15 protein-coding genes are annotated in these 15,633 nt (G+C 39.0%); 1 reads left to right on the plus strand and 14 read right to left on the minus strand.

The window, feature by feature from the left end:
* Nucleotides 1-159 precede the first annotated feature (159 nt).
* The 7 genes from ACYQ03_RS12235 to ACYQ03_RS12265 form a co-directional block, all read right to left on the minus strand.
* A complete protein-coding gene (locus ACYQ03_RS12235; RefSeq protein ID WP_459910214.1) occupies nt 160-1,905 on the minus strand; it encodes a sigma-54 interaction domain-containing protein in 1,746 nt (581 codons plus the stop codon).
* A gap of 172 nt (nt 1,906-2,077) precedes the next feature.
* Nucleotides 2,078-2,782 carry an ABC transporter ATP-binding protein gene (locus ACYQ03_RS12240; RefSeq protein WP_459910215.1) on the minus strand — a complete coding sequence of 235 codons (705 nt, stop codon included), beginning with the start codon at nt 2,780-2,782 and terminating at the stop codon, nt 2,078-2,080.
* The gene (locus ACYQ03_RS12245; protein WP_459910216.1) at nt 2,782-3,549 is read right to left on the minus strand and encodes an ABC transporter ATP-binding protein; all 768 of its coding nucleotides are present in this window, start codon (nt 3,547-3,549) and stop codon (nt 2,782-2,784) included. The genes ACYQ03_RS12240 and ACYQ03_RS12245 overlap by 1 nt, the downstream gene beginning before the upstream one ends.
* Entirely contained in the window at nt 3,527-4,507 is a 981-nt protein-coding gene (locus ACYQ03_RS12250) for a branched-chain amino acid ABC transporter permease (protein ID WP_459910217.1), read from the minus strand. Before ACYQ03_RS12250 ends, ACYQ03_RS12245 begins: the two co-directional genes overlap by 23 nt.
* Nucleotides 4,508-4,511: 4 nt before the next feature.
* A complete protein-coding gene (locus tag ACYQ03_RS12255) occupies nt 4,512-5,393 on the minus strand; it encodes a branched-chain amino acid ABC transporter permease (RefSeq protein WP_459910218.1) in 882 nt (293 codons plus the stop codon).
* An 84-nt stretch (nt 5,394-5,477) separates the two neighbouring features.
* Nucleotides 5,478-6,659 carry an ABC transporter substrate-binding protein gene (locus ACYQ03_RS12260; RefSeq protein ID WP_459910219.1) on the minus strand — a complete coding sequence of 394 codons (1,182 nt, stop codon included), beginning with the start codon at nt 6,657-6,659 and terminating at the stop codon, nt 5,478-5,480.
* A 301-nt stretch (nt 6,660-6,960) separates the two neighbouring features.
* Nucleotides 6,961-7,602 (minus strand): adenylate kinase, encoded by a 642-nt coding sequence (locus tag ACYQ03_RS12265; RefSeq protein WP_459910220.1) that lies wholly within the window; start codon nt 7,600-7,602, stop codon nt 6,961-6,963.
* A 201-nt stretch (nt 7,603-7,803) separates the two neighbouring features.
* Between ACYQ03_RS12265 and ACYQ03_RS12270 the strand changes: the two genes are divergently transcribed.
* Entirely contained in the window at nt 7,804-8,037 is a 234-nt protein-coding gene (locus ACYQ03_RS12270) for a hypothetical protein (RefSeq protein ID WP_459910221.1), read from the plus strand.
* Nucleotides 8,038-8,203: 166 nt separating this feature from the next.
* Here the strand turns inward: ACYQ03_RS12270 and rpe are convergent, their stop codons facing one another.
* Genes rpe through ACYQ03_RS12305 form a run of 7 tightly spaced genes read right to left on the minus strand, consistent with a single transcriptional unit; the run spans nt 8,204 to nt 15,631 of the window.
* Nucleotides 8,204-8,860, minus strand: a complete 657-nt coding sequence (rpe, locus tag ACYQ03_RS12275) for a ribulose-phosphate 3-epimerase (protein WP_459910222.1) — start codon at nt 8,858-8,860, stop codon at nt 8,204-8,206.
* A 1-nt stretch (nt 8,861) separates the two neighbouring features.
* On the minus strand, nt 8,862-9,740 hold the full coding sequence (rsgA, locus tag ACYQ03_RS12280; protein ID WP_459910223.1) for a ribosome small subunit-dependent GTPase A: 879 nt from the start codon (nt 9,738-9,740) through the stop codon (nt 8,862-8,864).
* Between the two features lie 28 nt (nt 9,741-9,768).
* Entirely contained in the window at nt 9,769-11,652 is a 1,884-nt protein-coding gene (pknB, locus tag ACYQ03_RS12285; RefSeq protein WP_459910224.1) for a Stk1 family PASTA domain-containing Ser/Thr kinase, read from the minus strand.
* A 41-nt stretch (nt 11,653-11,693) separates the two neighbouring features.
* Complete coding sequence (locus tag ACYQ03_RS12290; RefSeq protein ID WP_459910225.1) at nt 11,694-13,103, minus strand: peptidoglycan D,D-transpeptidase FtsI family protein; 1,410 nt, start codon at nt 13,101-13,103, stop codon at nt 11,694-11,696.
* Nucleotides 13,087-14,412, minus strand: a complete 1,326-nt coding sequence (locus ACYQ03_RS12295) for an FtsW/RodA/SpoVE family cell cycle protein (protein WP_459910226.1) — start codon at nt 14,410-14,412, stop codon at nt 13,087-13,089. Before ACYQ03_RS12295 ends, ACYQ03_RS12290 begins: the two co-directional genes overlap by 17 nt.
* 18 nt (nt 14,413-14,430) lie before the next feature.
* Nucleotides 14,431-15,147: a Stp1/IreP family PP2C-type Ser/Thr phosphatase gene (locus tag ACYQ03_RS12300; protein ID WP_459910227.1), complete on the minus strand. Its 717-nt coding sequence runs from the start codon at nt 15,145-15,147 to the stop codon at nt 14,431-14,433.
* Entirely contained in the window at nt 15,128-15,631 is a 504-nt protein-coding gene (locus ACYQ03_RS12305) for an FHA domain-containing protein (protein WP_459910228.1), read from the minus strand. The genes ACYQ03_RS12300 and ACYQ03_RS12305 overlap by 20 nt, the downstream gene beginning before the upstream one ends.
* Nucleotides 15,632-15,633: the final 2 nt, after the last annotated feature.

Below are 15,633 nucleotides of genomic sequence, written 5' to 3' on the forward strand. Positions count from 1 at the left end.
CTGAAATAAAACAGGTACCTTTGCTGTTAGCTGTTAGCTTTTAGCTTTTAGCTTTTAGCTTTTAGCCTTTTGCTTACCCATAGCTGTTAGTTTTTAGCTAATGACTAATAGCTAATAGCTAATGGCTAAAATGAAAATCCTCACCTCCGAATTTCATTTTTAACCCTTAGCTGGAATACCCAGTTGTCTAAGCTTGTAATATAAGGTACTTCTTGGTATTCCAAGAACCCTAGCTGCCTCTGAGCGATTGCCCTTGACCTGCTGTAAGGTCTTCATGATAAGTTGCTTTTCAGCTTCAACTGCTACGTTCATCAATTTACCTTGGGTTACTGGACTAGTGACTAAAGAGATATAAGTATTTCTTCTTAAATTCTCTGGCAGAGCAGCCTCATCAATGGTATCACCGTCTGTCAAAACCACTAATCTTTCCACGGCATTCTTTAGCTCACGAACATTTCCAGGCCAAGTATAATCTAGAAAGGAAGTCATAACAGCTGGTTCGATTTTTTTAATGTTCTTTTGGTACTTATGACAAAATTCTTGCAGGAATAAATGTACAAGTTCTGGTATGTCTTCCCTACGATCTCTAAGGGGTGGGATTTCTAAGGCAACAACATTTAGACGATAATATAAATCCTCTCTAAATTGACGACGTTTAATCATATCCTCTAAATTACGATGGGTCGCGGCCAGTACCCTTACGTTTACCTGTACTGGTTGTGAACCCCCTACTCTGTAGTAAGTGCTTTCTTGAAGCACTCTTAAAAGTTTTGCTTGCATGTCTATGGGCATTTCGCCGACTTCATCCAAAAAAAGTGTTCCCCCATTAGCCAACTCAAACATTCCAGGTTTGCCCTTTCGGTCAGCTCCAGTAAAGGCACCACTTTCATAACCAAAAAGCTCACTTTCAAAAAGATTACTGGGAATAGCCCCACAATTGACAACTATAAAAGGATTTAGATGTCTAGGACTATTTTGATGAATGGCTCTAGCCAACAATTCTTTACCTGTACCACTTTCGCCCCGCAGTAAAACCGTAGCATCCGTAACACTGATTTTTTTGGCAAAGGTTGTCAGGGTTTGTACTGCATCACTTCGGCCAATTAACTTGCGAAAGGCACAGTCTTGACCGGAAATTTTTCTTATTTCTTGTTCAAGAATCTTAACTTGTGAACTGGCTTTATTTAACTCCTGATTTAGTTGTACCAGTTCTGTAATATCCTTTTCAACAGAAATACCCCCGATAACATTATCTGAAACAAGAACTGGTGCAGAGTTAATTAGTACATGGGCACCATCACAGGGTTGATGGTAATGGCCTTTGACTTCCTTATTTTCGTGCATGCAACTACTAATCCGCAGATTAGAAAAAAACTCTTCAATACGTCTGCTAAGTATCTGCTCTGCTTTAACATTATATAATTCTTCAGCCTTAGGATTCCAAATTATTACCTTATGTCCTTTATCGATGCCACAGATACTTTCATTCACTTGGCATAATACGGTTTCTAGAAATCCTCTTAGCTTGATAAATTCAGAGTAAATTTCATTTGCTACCAATAAGGGACTTAGAATACCAACTGGTTTATTAGTTATACTATTAATAACAGGTACTGAGGTGGGAATCTTTACCCATTGGTTAAATAAATCATCCAAACTACAGTGTTCTGGGATAAATAGAGCAGTCCGCCATGCCCTAGTACTTAGAGATTCATCGCCGGTGTTAGAAATATCTGAAGGCAAAACAACAAAATATTGTTCGGATTTGTTTAACAATAATCCACCCAACAGGCCAGATTCCAGCAACCTATGACCTTCCCTAACAGAAATCGTCTCATCAACTTCCTGGACAGGTAAACTGGGCAAGTCACTGGCTTTTGGGTAAAACTGGTGATATTTCACCATAGCCCATCACATCCAGGTCATAATAATTTTATCTTTAGTTTAAATATTCAACAGTGTCAGTAATATTTCCTGCGAATTTTGGAATCTTTGTAAAAATTAATTGCGTTATTTGTACAACATGCTGACATATTAAACCATAAGCATCGAAAATGCTGATTAAAATGATGTCTTATTACCCGCCAAGGTAAGCCTTTTTTACTTCTGGAGATTCCAGAAGCTCATTGGTGTCACCTTCAATAACTATCTTGCCGGTTTCAACAACATAACCCCAGTGAGCAATGGACAAAGCCATTTTGGCATTTTGCTCCACAAGAAGAATTGTGGTTCCCTGCTCGTTTAACTCTCTGATGATAGTAAATATTTCTTTTACTAGAATAGGGGCTAAACCCATGGAAGGTTCATCCAACAAAAGCAACTTAGGTTTTGACATTAGAGCACGACCCATGGCTAACATTTGTTGTTCTCCCCCGGATAGGCTGCCAGCCATCTGATTTTTCCTCTCGGCCAGTCTGGGAAACTTTGCGTAAACCTTTTCTAAATCCTTTGCCACTTCTTTTTTGTTTTTGTTTAAAAAGGCACCTAATTCTAGATTTTCATAAACAGGCATGTTAGCAAAAATTCTTCTTCCCTCTGGTACCTGTGTTAACCCTTTTTTAACTATATCCTGAGTTGCTAATCCAGTAATATCGCTACCTTCAAAAAGAATCTTCCCTTTTTGTGGCTTTATTAGGCCGCAAATGGTGTTAAGTGTAGTAGTTTTTCCTGCGCCATTAGCTCCTATCAGTGTAACAATCTTACCCTGGGGAACCTCCAATGAAATTCCTTTGATGGCATTAATTGCTCCATAAAATACATGTATATCTTCAAGTTTTAGCATTAGGAGGCCTCCTCTCCCAGGTATGCTTCAATAACTCTACGGTTATTTCGAATCTCATCTGGTGTACCTTCGGCGATAAGTTGACCATACTCTAAGACAAATATTTTTTCACATACTCCCATTACTAAAGACATATCATGTTCGATTAATAAAATCGTCATGTTAAATTCTTTACGAATCCATCTTATTAATTCCATTAGTTCTTGGGTTTCTTGGGGATTCATACCTGCAGCTGGCTCATCCAAGAGTAGCAAACGTGGTTGTGTAGCCATTGCTCGGGCTATCTCCAAGCGTCTTTGTTCCCCATAGGGAAGATTTTTTGCTAATTCATTACTTTTAGTATCAAGATTAAATATTTTTAGAATTTCCATGGATTTTTCATGCATTTCCCTTTCACCAGCGTAGAAACCGGGTAAGCGACAAACAGCAGACAACAATCCATATTTGGCATGACTGTGATAAGCGATTTTTAAATTATCAATAACAGTTAAATCACTGAATAGACGTATATTCTGAAAAGTTCTGGCAATACCCCTTTGATTAATATGATATGGCTTTAGCCCAACCAAACTCTTATTTTCAAATTGAATATCTCCGGAAGTTGGTAAATATACCCCAGTTAGCATATTAAAAACAGTAGTTTTCCCGGCTCCATTAGGGCCGATTAAACCTGTTAATTCATTTTTATTTATTTGGATATTCAGATCTGATACAGCCCGTAAACCTCCGAAAGATATGGACAGATTATTGACCGATAGAAGTACCATGCTGTTTTTCCTCCTTATCTTTCGTTTTTTTAGAAAACATGTTCAATGAAAATTCCTTTGTACCCATTAAACCCTGTGGTCTAAAGATCATGATAATAATTAACAGTAAAGCATATATGACCAAACGTATCTCTGCAAAACTCTGGAGTGAGGCAGATATTATGGTTAATACTATGGCTGAAATAATGGAACCTGTTAAACTACCCTGACCTCCTAAAACAACCATAACTAGGATGTCAAAGGATTTAAGAAAATTAAATGTGTTGGGTTGGATGGTATAAAAGTAGTGTGCCTGTAAGCCACCGGCAAGACCTGCAAAAAATGACCCAATAGTAAAGGCCATAACCTTATATTTTGTTGTGTTAATACCCATGGCTTCAGCCGCAATTTCATTTTCACGAATAGATATAGTGGCTCTACCGTGTGTAGAATTGATAAAGTTATTAATTATAACTACAGTTAAGACTGTTAACCAAAAAATCCATGTCCAGTTGGCCAACTTTGGAATACCAGAAAGTCCGTAGGCCCCTCCGATATAATCGATATTAACTATAAGACCACGAATAATTTCACCAAATCCTAGAGTGGCAATGGCTAAATAATCGCCCCGTAAACGTAATGTAGGAAGTCCTACCAAAATGCCAAATAATCCAGCCAAAACAGCCCCAACCAAAAGAGCGACGGGAAAGGGTAGCTGAGCCTTAAGTGTAATGATTGCGGCTCCATAGGCACCAATAGCCATAAAGCCAGCATGACCGATAGAAAACTGACCATTAAAACCATTAATTAGGTTTAAGCTTACTGCTAAGATTATGTTTATACCGATCAATATAAGGTTCAATTCATAGTAAGGGTTGATCATGCCTGAACTAAGTAGTAATTGAACTGCTAACCAAAAGGCCACCAGAATTAAAAAAGTAACTAATATTTTGCCCTTGTTGTTCTGAAACATCGACATTCACCTACACTTTCTCCCGGACGTTCTTGCCAAAGAGCCCAGTCGGTTTAACAATTAAGAATATGATTAGAATTATAAAGGCAACAGGGTCACGAAATAGAGATTGTCCATAACCACTCACCATAGCCTCAATAATACCTAATAAGAAACCGCCTGCCATGGCCCCCGGGATGATGCCAATGCCACCAAGAACAGCTGCTACAAAGGCTTTTAAGCCAGGCATAATACCCATTAACGGGTTAATCGCATTATAGTAAATTCCTACAAGAACACCTGCAGCTGCAGCCAGTGCTGAGCCAATGGCAAATGTTGCTGAAATCGTATGGTTAACATTTATACCCATTAATTGAGCAGCCTGCTTATCGTAGGACACTGCACGCATTGCTTTACCGATCATCGTTTTATGAACAATAAACTGTAAGAGTAGCATTAAAACAATTGTAACTACTAAAATAAGAACCTGACGATTGGAGATAACTAAGCTGTTAAATATTGTGTACTGAACATCCGGTAATACTTGAGGAAATGTACGAACCTGAGGAGAAACAAACAACATCATACCATATTCTAATAATAAAGAAACGCCGATAGCAGTAATTAAAGCAGCAAGTCGCGGAGCGTTTCGCAAAGGTTTATAGGCTAGTTTTTCAATGATAATTCCGGCAATAGCACAAACTACCATTGCCATTAGTAGTGCAGGCACAAATGACCAACCTAGGATGGCTGTAGTATAAAATCCTACATACGCTCCAACCATGTATAAATCACCATGAGCGAAGTTAATTAATTGAACTATACCATATACCATTGTATAGCCTAAGGCAATAAGTGCATAGATACTACCCAGGGATATACCGTTAATTAGTTGTTGTAAAAATACTTCCAAAACTGGCCACCCCTATCAGTTGTTTTAGAAAAGTAATGAGGGAGAGAGTACTCCCTCATTACTTAGTTGATATTAACTTTGATGTTATGGAGTCACATAGGTATTATAAACCTGCTTACCATCTTTCATTTCTAAAATAACGGCACCTTTAACGGGGTTATGTTGCTCATCTACGGAAATTTTACCAGTAACTGTCTGCAAATCCTTAGTGCTTGCTAGAGCTTCTTTGATTTTTTCAGAAGATCCGTCACCTGAACGTTTAATTGCATCTACCAATAAAACTGCGGTATCATATCCAAGGGCTGCAAAGGTATCTGGAACTTCTCCATATTTTGCTTGGTATTTCTCTACAAATGCCTTAATTGTAGGATCATCCTGCTGGGAAGAATAGTGATTTGTAAAGTATGTTCCATTAAGAGCTGCTGCACCAGCAATTTCAGTCAGTTTGGGAGAATCCCAACCATCGCCACCAAGGAAGGGAGCGGTAATACCAATTTCTCTAGCTTGTTTAACAATTTTACCTACAGCTTCATAGTAAGCTGGAAGATAAATTACATCGGGATTCAACTTTTTGATTTTAGTTAGTGTAGCTTTAAAGTCTTGATCCTCTGGAACAAAGGCTTCTTTAGCCAGAATTTGTCCACCCTGCTTAGTAAAGGCTTCCTCAAAAAATTGAGCTAGACCTTTAGCATAGGGAGACTGATTGTCAACATAAAGAACTGCTGTTTTAGCCTTCAGATCTTTCACAGCAAAGTTTGACATTACAATACCTTGGAAAGGATCGATAAAGCAGGTACGGAAAATATACTCACGAACTTGATTAGTATTAGGATCTACAGTAACCTCTAAAGCAGTACCAGAGGGGGTAATAATAGGTACTTTATTATCAGTAGCCACTGGCATAATACCCATGGTATTACCAGAAGTGGCACATCCGATAATGGCTGCTACTTTGTCCTGGGAAATCAAACGAGTAGCAACGTTAGTAGCTTCTGTGGTATCGGATTTGTTGTCTAATACTTGGAACTTAATCTTTTTACCCAGAACGCCTTCACCAGCGTTAACTTCTTCAAAATACAACTCTGCTCCATTTTTTAAGTTTGTGCCATATGTAGCCACAGCACCACTTAACTCTAAGTTTCCACCAATAATAATTTCATTTGAATTGGCCGCTTGCTGTTCCTTGTTACCACCACCGCAACCTGTTACTAAGGCAGTTAATAATGCCATAACGGTCAAGATGGCTAAAATACGAAATTTTCTCATTCCAATCCTCCTAGCTATTAAATATATGTTTTGTCCCGATAAAGCGTCAAATTATTAACCACCCCCCTTTATATTTTTCTATACATATTGACTAATAATTTCGACGCTTGTGAGTATTCCACTACGATATGCGAAAATCCTGCATCCTTTGATGTATTTTTTAAAAATTGCTTAATAAATAATCTTCGTGATTTAGCCCTTAGCTTTTAGTCTTTTGCACAAAAGCTAACAGCTAATGCTAAAGGCTAAAAGCAAAACCCCCTAGATTTTTTAATCTAAGGGGTTTGAGAATTCTAATAAGTTATTTTACAGCCGCTAAAATATCAGTAAGTACTGAACTGATTTCTTGGTCACCATTAATGTTTTTCAAAATTCCTTTTGCTTCATAATAATCGATTAGAGGCTTGGTCTTTTCGATATAGGCATTTAGGCGGGTTCCTACGGATTCTTCATTATCATCGGAACGTTGATATAGTTCACCGCTACAGGAATTACATTTACCCTCTTCTTGAGGAGGATTAAAAATAACATGGTAAGAAGCACCGCAGTTTTTGCAAACACGACGACCAGTTAAACGTGCCATTAATTTTTCCAAGGGAACTTCAATATTGATTACTGCATCAAGTTTAATACCTAGATCTTGCAGTGTTGCGTCTAAGGCAGAGGCTTGTTCTACTGTACGAGGGAAACCATCTAATAGAAAACCATCTTTACAGTCAGCCTGAGAAAGACGATCCTTGACCATACCGATAACAACTTCATCTGGAACAAGGGCACCCTTATCCATATATTCTTTGGCTTTCTTACCCATTTCTGTACCTTCTTTAATAGCAGCACGGAACATATCCCCTGTAGAAATATGGGTAATTTTTAATTCCTTTACTAAAACTTCTGCCTGTGTACCTTTACCGGCACCGGGGGGTCCCATAATTAACAAATTCACAACTATCCCTCCTGATTTTTTAGTAGGCTCGTCCTATTCATATTGTATATTATATCACAATCTGGTCAATATAGTTTAACAATAAAATCAAAAAATGTTTATGTTGGAAATACTTTCAGCCAGGGTTATAATTTAGCTATTAGCTTTTAAGTATTTAAGCTAATGACTAACGACAAAAAACTTGAAAGGCTGGTTAATTTTATGACAGTAAATGTTGACAAATTCGTCCAAGAACACCAAGAAGAAATTATTACTTTAGTTAATAACAGTCTAAACAGAGCTGGTGATATTATTGCAAAAAAGGTCCAAGACGGAGAAGTTGGAGCTACTATACAGGATGTATTACCAATTATGCTCTATGAGATTCTCCTAACCAACACAGTAGCAACCCTACGACTTGTCTCCGAAATGATAAATGAAAGCAAGACGGTTTAGTTTTTAGCTTTTAGCTTTTAGCTGTTGGCTGTTAGCTATTTAGTTTAGGTACTTTGCTAAAGGCTAATGGCTAATAGCTAATGATGGCCCACTGTTATTTGATTATTTGACTGTATGGGTGTGTTAGCTCTCCCTATTGTGAAATGATTTACTTGTTTTTTGTTCCCTAGATTATAGCAGCCTTTCTAATATCAGCCACGGCCTGGGCTGGATCAGATGCGCCAAATATTGCTGAGCCTGCCACTAGGACATGAGCCCCTGCCTGGGCAACCAAACTAGCAGTTTCTGTATTGACTCCCCCATCAACCTCAATTTCTGTAGCTAAACCTTGCTCCTTAATTTTTTGGGCAAGGGTTTGAATTTTGGGTAAAACTTCAGGAATAAACCTTTGTCCCCCGAATCCGGGGTTTACAGTCATTAGTAATACTAAATCCAGCATAGGTAATACATGTTCCAGAACATACAACGGGGTATGTGGATTTAGAGCTACACCCACCTTCGCACCTAGTTCCTTGACTTGACTAATGTTTCGATGCAAATGTTGGCAGGTCTCTGCGTGAATACATACTAGGTCAGCTCCCGCCTTAATAAATTCAGGGACATATCGGTCGGGATTCTCAATCATCAAATGTACATCAAATAATATCTTACTATGGGGCCTTAGAGCTTGAACAATAAGGGGTCCAATAGTTATATTGGGGACAAAGTGACCATCCATTACATCGATATGTAAATATTCCGCTCCTGCCTGCTCTACTACTTGAACAGATTGAGCTAGGTTAGCAAAATCAGCAGACAGTATGGACGGTGCTATTTTAATCATGCTAATATCTCCTCTCCTGTTGCAGGATTTCTTGTAAAAATGTTAAGTAATTTTGGTATCTTTCTTTCTGAATAAGCCCCTTTTCAACAGCCCCTTTTATGGCACACTGAGGTTCATGATAGTGCAAGCAGCCATTAAATCTACATTCGACAATAAAGGTCTCAAACTCTGGGAAAAAGTAACCTAAATCTTCTTTATTCATATGTGGCAGATCAAGACTGGAAAATCCAGGGCTATCAACCACGTAACCACCACTTTTTAAAGGTAATAATTCTACATGGCGGGTGGTATGTTTACCTCTTTTTAATTTATGACTTATATCCCCTGTTTTTAGTTCTAATCCTGGCTGCACTGCATTTAATAGGCTAGATTTACCAACCCCTGATGGACCAGCCAAAACGGATGTTTTACCTATTAATAATTGTCTTAGTTCGTCAATCCCTTCTCCTTTTTTGGTACTGGTAATAACCGTGGGGTAGCCAATTTTTCTGTATAAACGAAGCCATTCATGATCTCTTCGTCCAGTAAGTAGGTCTCCTTTGTTTAGACATACTAAGGGAGCAATTTCTGAGGTTTCTGCTAATACTAGAAATCGATCAAGGAGAGTTAGGTTGGGTTCTGGGTTTTGCACTGCAAAGACAATAACAGCTTGGTCAATATTAGCAACAGCTGGTCGAAATAGTTCTGTCTTTCTTGGTAAAACTTCGTCAATACGACCAACATTTTGTTTAATAGGTGTAACCATAACCCTATCCCCCACTAAGGCAGGTGAGTCTTTACCTAAACGAAATTTTCCCCGTAATGAGCATTCCCAAACCTCATCACCCTTTTTCACATAGTAAAAACCACCATAGGCCCTAATTAAAACTCCTTCGAACAATATTACACTCCCCTTGATCTAGGTTCCTTTATTCAACCTCTTTTTCGTCCACCAGAACGTTATCAATAAATACTCTTACAATACCCTTGCCGAATAATATAACGCTTTTAGCAACATTATCACCAGGTTGGTGAGTACTAATGTATGGGTTGTACTTGCCCCTGACATCCTCTGTCTCTATTTTAACCTCGTGAGTATTTCCATCATCTGGAACAAAAAGTTTTACCTTCACTTCCTTTGGTGCTGGTCCTGGACCAGTACTAATTGCTATTTTTACTTTTTTCCCTTCCTCTAGGTCACTACCAGGGCCAGGTTCATGTGTAACAATTTGACCACTAAGGTATTCATTGCTTTCAGTTTGTCCTATATTTTCATCCAATTCAAGTCTTAGAGCAGATAATTCTGCCCGGGCAGCTTCCTGAGTTAAACCAATAAGATTGGGTACCTTTTGTATTTGTGGCTTGGGACCTTGACTTATTCGTATAATAATTCTACTGCCTCGAGGTGCTTTGTTTTTTCCTGCAGGTTCTTGCTCTGCCACCAAATCTTTTTCGACACTGTTGCTATATACATACTCAGGTGTTTCAACTTGGAAATGTAAGTTCAATAAGGTAAACCTTGCTTCATCAAAGTTTAGCCCAGTAACATCCGGCACTTCGACCAAATCCTGGCCATCACTAACCACTAAGACCACTGGCCGCCCTTTTTTTACTATTTTACCCGCCTCTGGTTGTTGTGATATTACTTCATCTTTCTCTATTGTTTCATGGTATTGCCTGGATATACTTACCTCGAGATCATAACCTTCCAATACCTTTACTGCTTCGTCTACCTTCATCCCTGTTACTGGAGGTAACTTAACTTCACCCACATTTAAATAACTGTTAAGGGCAAAGATTGACGCGGCTACCAATAATAAAACCACTACAGCTAACATACCCCAAGCAGCAGGTTTCATCTGTTTCTTTTTCGGAGATTTTTCTTCTGTGGGCCTAGTAGCTCTTATTTCATCTTTAATGGTAACAGGTCCCGGTATGACCCGAGTATAATCTTCATCTTCTGAAGCATACGCAGACATATTTTTAGTTTCTTCACTGATAGAAACCAAATCATCACCTAGGGCTTTGGCACTTTTATGTCTTTTATCGGGCCTTTTATCCATGGCCCGCAAAACAACTTTTTCTAGATCCTCCGGTACGTTTGGATTTATTTGTCTTAAAGTATGAGGTTTTTCTTGAATGTGTTTGAGGGCTACCCCAATTGCACCATCTGCCTGATAGGGAACCTGACCGGTTAACATTTCATATAGAACTACACCCAGGGCGTAAATATCGGATTTTGGTCCCGCAGGCTCCCCCTTCGCTTGTTCTGGTGATATATAATGAACAGAACCTATAATGGTATCGGTATGTGTTATCGTAGAAGCACTGGCCTGTGCAATACCAAAATCAGTCAGTTTGGCTCGTCCAGTTTTGGTAATTAGTATATTATGGGGCTTAACATCTCTGTGAATGATACTGTTCTCATGGGCATGTTCAAGTGCATCGGCAATTTGACGTCCAAGTTGAATTACTCTAGTAGCTCCCAGAGGAGCCTCCCTGCGAATCAATTCCTTAAGACTTTCCCCATCTATATACTCCATAACCAAGTAGTAGCTTTCATTTTCTTGCCCTACATCGTATATACTTACAATATTAGGGTGGGACAGGCTGGCCACAGCTTGGGCTTCACGGCGAAAGCGACGAACAAAATCTTGGTCACTGGCATACTCCGGTCTGAGTACTTTAATCGTTACCAAGCGATTTAAAAAGGTGTCCTTACCTTTCCAAACCAGTGCCATTCCTCCGCCGCCCAATTGTTCTAGAATTTCATAACGATTACCCAGAAGTTTGCCTATCATCTTCTGTCTCACTCCTTAAATCCACCTGAACTAACAGATGAGAGCTTAAAATATTATCTGGCCAAAGCCATAGAAAATATTTCTCTGGCAATTGGCGCTGCTATTATACCGCCTGATCCTGACTTTTCTACTATCACCGCTACGACAATCTTGGGGTTTTCTGCTGGGGCATAACCCACAAACCAGGCATGGGGTAAACTATTACCCTGAGTCTCCGCAGTACCTGTTTTTCCTGCTACTTCAAGGCCCTTGATAGATGCTGCTGTTGCTGTACCCCATTTTGCTGCGGCAACCATACCCTGGGCAATCTGCTTAGCTACTTCGGGGTCTGTTGCAGTTAGCCATAGTGAGTCCTCTGTAACACTGATAGGTTTGCCGTTTGGTTTTCTTATTTCTTTTACTATGTAAGGTTTCATAATTATTCCATTATTTGCAATGGCCGAACAAGCCAAGGCCATATGTAAGGGACTGATTAAGGTGTCTCCTTGTCCAAAGGAAGATTCAGCAAGCTGACTTAAATTTCTCCGTTCTCCTTTGGCTAGGGTACCTGACCTTACAGGCACACCAATGTCAGGTGTTGCACTTAAACCAAACTTTTTAAAGTTATCTTCAAATTGGTCCCAACTAAGTTTAGAACCTTCTAAGGCAAAATAAGTATTACAAGACAGGGCTATGGCTTTGTTAAAATCTACACTGTTGTGTGACCGATTGTCCTTAATTCTTTGACCGTCAATCACTGTATATCCCGGACACTGTATCTTATCCTGAGGTTTTAGAATTTGTTGTGAAAGAATGGCAGCACCAGTTACAATTTTCATCACTGACCCAGGTGGGTAAGCTCCTTGGGTTGCTCGGTTCAGTAAAGGAGCATTAAGTTTATCCTGATTTAACTGCTTCCAAACCTCCGGCCTGTCTATTTCATTTGCATCAAAGGTTGGGGAACTGGCTAAGGCTAGTATTTCACCTGTCTTAGGATTCATTGCCACCACTGCACCGCGTCTTCCACCTAAAGCATTCAAAGCGGTTCTTTGGAGAACTGTATCTAAAGTTAAAACTAAATCATTTCCCCTTGGTGTACGGTTTAATATTCGATCTAAGAGGTTTTCTAGATAGTCAGCCTCTGTTAATCCAAGAAGTTCTTTACTGTAGGAAGCTTCTAGGCCAAATGCTCCGTATCTTTGGGACACATAGCCGGTTATATGAGAAAAGGGAGTTAATTGGTCCTGTTTCAGGTAAACTCTTTCCCCCTGTTTACCTCGCCAATTTGTTTCAGCTATTATAGTACCAGTTCTATCATAGATAGTTCCACGGATAATGCCAGCTTCTTGGGCTGCTATTCTTTGATTTTGTGGATGCCTTGCAAGCTGTTCACCCTGAACCATAACCAAGTAAGTTAAGTATAGAATTAAGGTAACAAAGGTGAATAGTAAAAAGTATCCCAATTTTTTAATATTCTGTGTCATTTCCTCCATTTACCTCGTGGGAGATGTTTAAAATTATACCAAGAATAATAAAATTAGCAATTAAGGAACTACCCCCATAACTAATAAAGGGTAATGTAACACCTGTCATTGGTAGAAGTTTAATGACACCTGCTATTATAATAAAGGTCTGAAATCCCATTAATACTGTAAGTCCCGCAGTTAATAAAGATAAAAATTTATCCCGACAAGTTAAGGCTATCATCAAACCCCTAAATAATAAGCACATGTACAAGATGAGTACAGCACATCCACCAAAGAGCCCTAATTCTTCTACAATTGCTGAAAAGATAAAATCTGTGTGAACAGCTGGTATTAAATTAGGTAATCCTTTACCTAACCCACTGCCAAATAAACCACCTGAACCTAGAGCAAATAAGGACTGGACAATTTGGTAACCGCTTCCTTCCATATATAACCAGGGATCAAGCCAAATATCAACACGGGCTTGCACATGACTAAAAATGTAGTAGGCTATGGTTCCTCCCATCAAAAACATAATTAAACCTAGTATAATATAAAAAGTCCTAGCTGTTGCAGCATATATCATAGCCAAGAAAGTACAAAAGTAAATAAGAGCAGTTCCTAGATCCCTTTGGAAAACTAATATAAGTAGGGAGATTCCCCACATCCCAACTAAAGGTCCAAATTCACGAATGCCAGGAATGCTTATACCAAATAACTGTTTATTGCCTGTGGTAAGAATTCTTTGATTTTCTGCTAAGAAGCTTGCGAGAAAAAACACCAAGAGAATCTTTACAAATTCTGACGGTTGTACCTGAAATAAGCCAAGGTTTAACCAACTACGTGCTCCATATTGTTCCTGACCAAAAAATATTGGTGCAATTAATAATAGTACTCCCACAGCAACGTATATGTATTTATATTCAGCTAGTCTATCCAGGTGTCTCAGTAGAGTTGTGACCATGACTAAAACTAGTAATCCTATAAGCAGCCAGGCAAACTGCCTTTCAGCATATTGTGGACGCAGTCTAAATAAAAAAATCAATCCTATAGAAGTTAGAGCTGCGGTTATTGGCATAAGGAAAGGATCACAGCAAAAATCTGCCAGTCTCCAATAGATGCTTACAAGCCAAAAACCTAACATAGAACCAATGCTTAGAAAAGCCACAAACCACCAAAAAGGGAGTTTGGTCCCGCCACTCAAAGATAATTCATATACCTTATTTAATTCTGGCTTTCCAAGATAAAGGATAATAATACCCACTGTAAGGAAAGCTGCAATATAGTGCAGTAAACTACGTTCTTCTTTTCGCAGACCAGCTAACACAAGGAGCACTCCTCGCAATTAGTCTATTTCCACCAATACCATGGTGATATTATCAATACCACCCCGATCAAGAGAAATCTTCAACAGGTCCCTCAGGCATTGCCCAAGGTCAACGTGGGAAACTATTATTTCTTTTATTTCCTCAGGCCTTAAATGATTTATAAGCCCATCGGTGCAAAATAAAATCTTATCTCCGGCATATAGGTTTACAGTATGTAAGTCTACTCTTATGGTAGGGGCTGTTCCCATGGCTCTAGTTAAAACATTTCTTTGGGGATGATTTATTGCTTGTTCCTCAGTAAGTCCCCCGCAACGAAGCATCTCACCCACCAGAGAATGGTCATTGGTAATTTGATTAATTGCTTTATTTCGTATTAAATAAGCTCTAGAATCTCCTACATGGGCAATAATAAGGTCATTGTTAGAGACAATTCCCGCTGTAACTGTTGTACCCATACCACGATATTCTTCATTTTCGCTGGATAGCCGATGTATTCTTAAATTTGCTTCTTCCATGATACGCAGTAAATTAGTTGCAATATCCTCTTGTTGCACCCTAGAATCCTTTAATTGTTCCTCTAAGTAGCTCAGGGCAGTACTACTGGCTATCTCACCAGCTTTATGGCCTCCCATACCATCGGCTACGGCAAACAGACCAATATCTGGGCAAGCGCACATACTGTCTTCATTACCGGCCCTGACCCGGCCAATATCACTAATCTGACTCCATTTCATACGCCCACCTCACAAAATGAAAAATAACATCACCAATTCTAATTCGATCACCGTTTGCTAAAACTGTTGGTTTGTCTATGGGAACATCATTTAAAAATGTATGATTTAAACTATCTAAGTCTTCTAGCCAGTACTGTCCTTGCTTATACAATATTCGAGTATGCTCCTGTGATGCATGGTGACCACTTAAAATAATTTGATTCCCACGTCCTCGTCCCAACTTTGTTTCATCACCCAAGGGATAGGATTCACCTATTTTTATTAATTCGTCTTCAGAAGCTACTACTTTCAAAGTAGCGCCATCCCCGCCGATAATTAAATTTCTTGATTGCCCTTTTTTAAAATTAACTGAATTATGTAGAGAACGACTGGGTCCATCGACCGTCCTTATCTGTTCAATCATACTAATAGTTAATCTAAAAATAAAAAGATAAAGTAATATTAAAAAAAGTCCACGTAAGACTGTAATTACGAGCGCTAACACGT

It is taken from the genome of Desulfotomaculum defluvii (assembly GCF_054657375.1).

Bases quoted from the DNA above. Each gene is read 5' to 3' on its own strand.
- ACYQ03_RS12235 (WP_459910214.1), bottom strand. From the start codon at position 1,905: ATGGTGAAATATCACCAGTTTTACCCAAAAGCCAGTGACTTGCCCAGT.
- ACYQ03_RS12240 (WP_459910215.1), bottom strand. From the start codon at position 2,782: ATGCTAAAACTTGAAGATATACATGTATTTTATGGAGCAATTAATGCC.
- ACYQ03_RS12245 (WP_459910216.1), bottom strand. From the start codon at position 3,549: ATGGTACTTCTATCGGTCAATAATCTGTCCATATCTTTCGGAGGTTTA.
- ACYQ03_RS12250 (WP_459910217.1), bottom strand. From the start codon at position 4,507: ATGTCGATGTTTCAGAACAACAAGGGCAAAATATTAGTTACTTTTTTA.
- ACYQ03_RS12260 (WP_459910219.1), bottom strand. From the start codon at position 6,659: ATGAGAAAATTTCGTATTTTAGCCATCTTGACCGTTATGGCATTATTA.
- ACYQ03_RS12270 (WP_459910221.1), top strand. From the start codon at position 7,804: ATGACAGTAAATGTTGACAAATTCGTCCAAGAACACCAAGAAGAAATT.
- rpe (WP_459910222.1), bottom strand. From the start codon at position 8,860: ATGATTAAAATAGCACCGTCCATACTGTCTGCTGATTTTGCTAACCTA.
- ACYQ03_RS12290 (WP_459910225.1), bottom strand. From the start codon at position 13,103: ATGACACAGAATATTAAAAAATTGGGATACTTTTTACTATTCACCTTT.
- ACYQ03_RS12300 (WP_459910227.1), bottom strand. From the start codon at position 15,147: ATGAAATGGAGTCAGATTAGTGATATTGGCCGGGTCAGGGCCGGTAAT.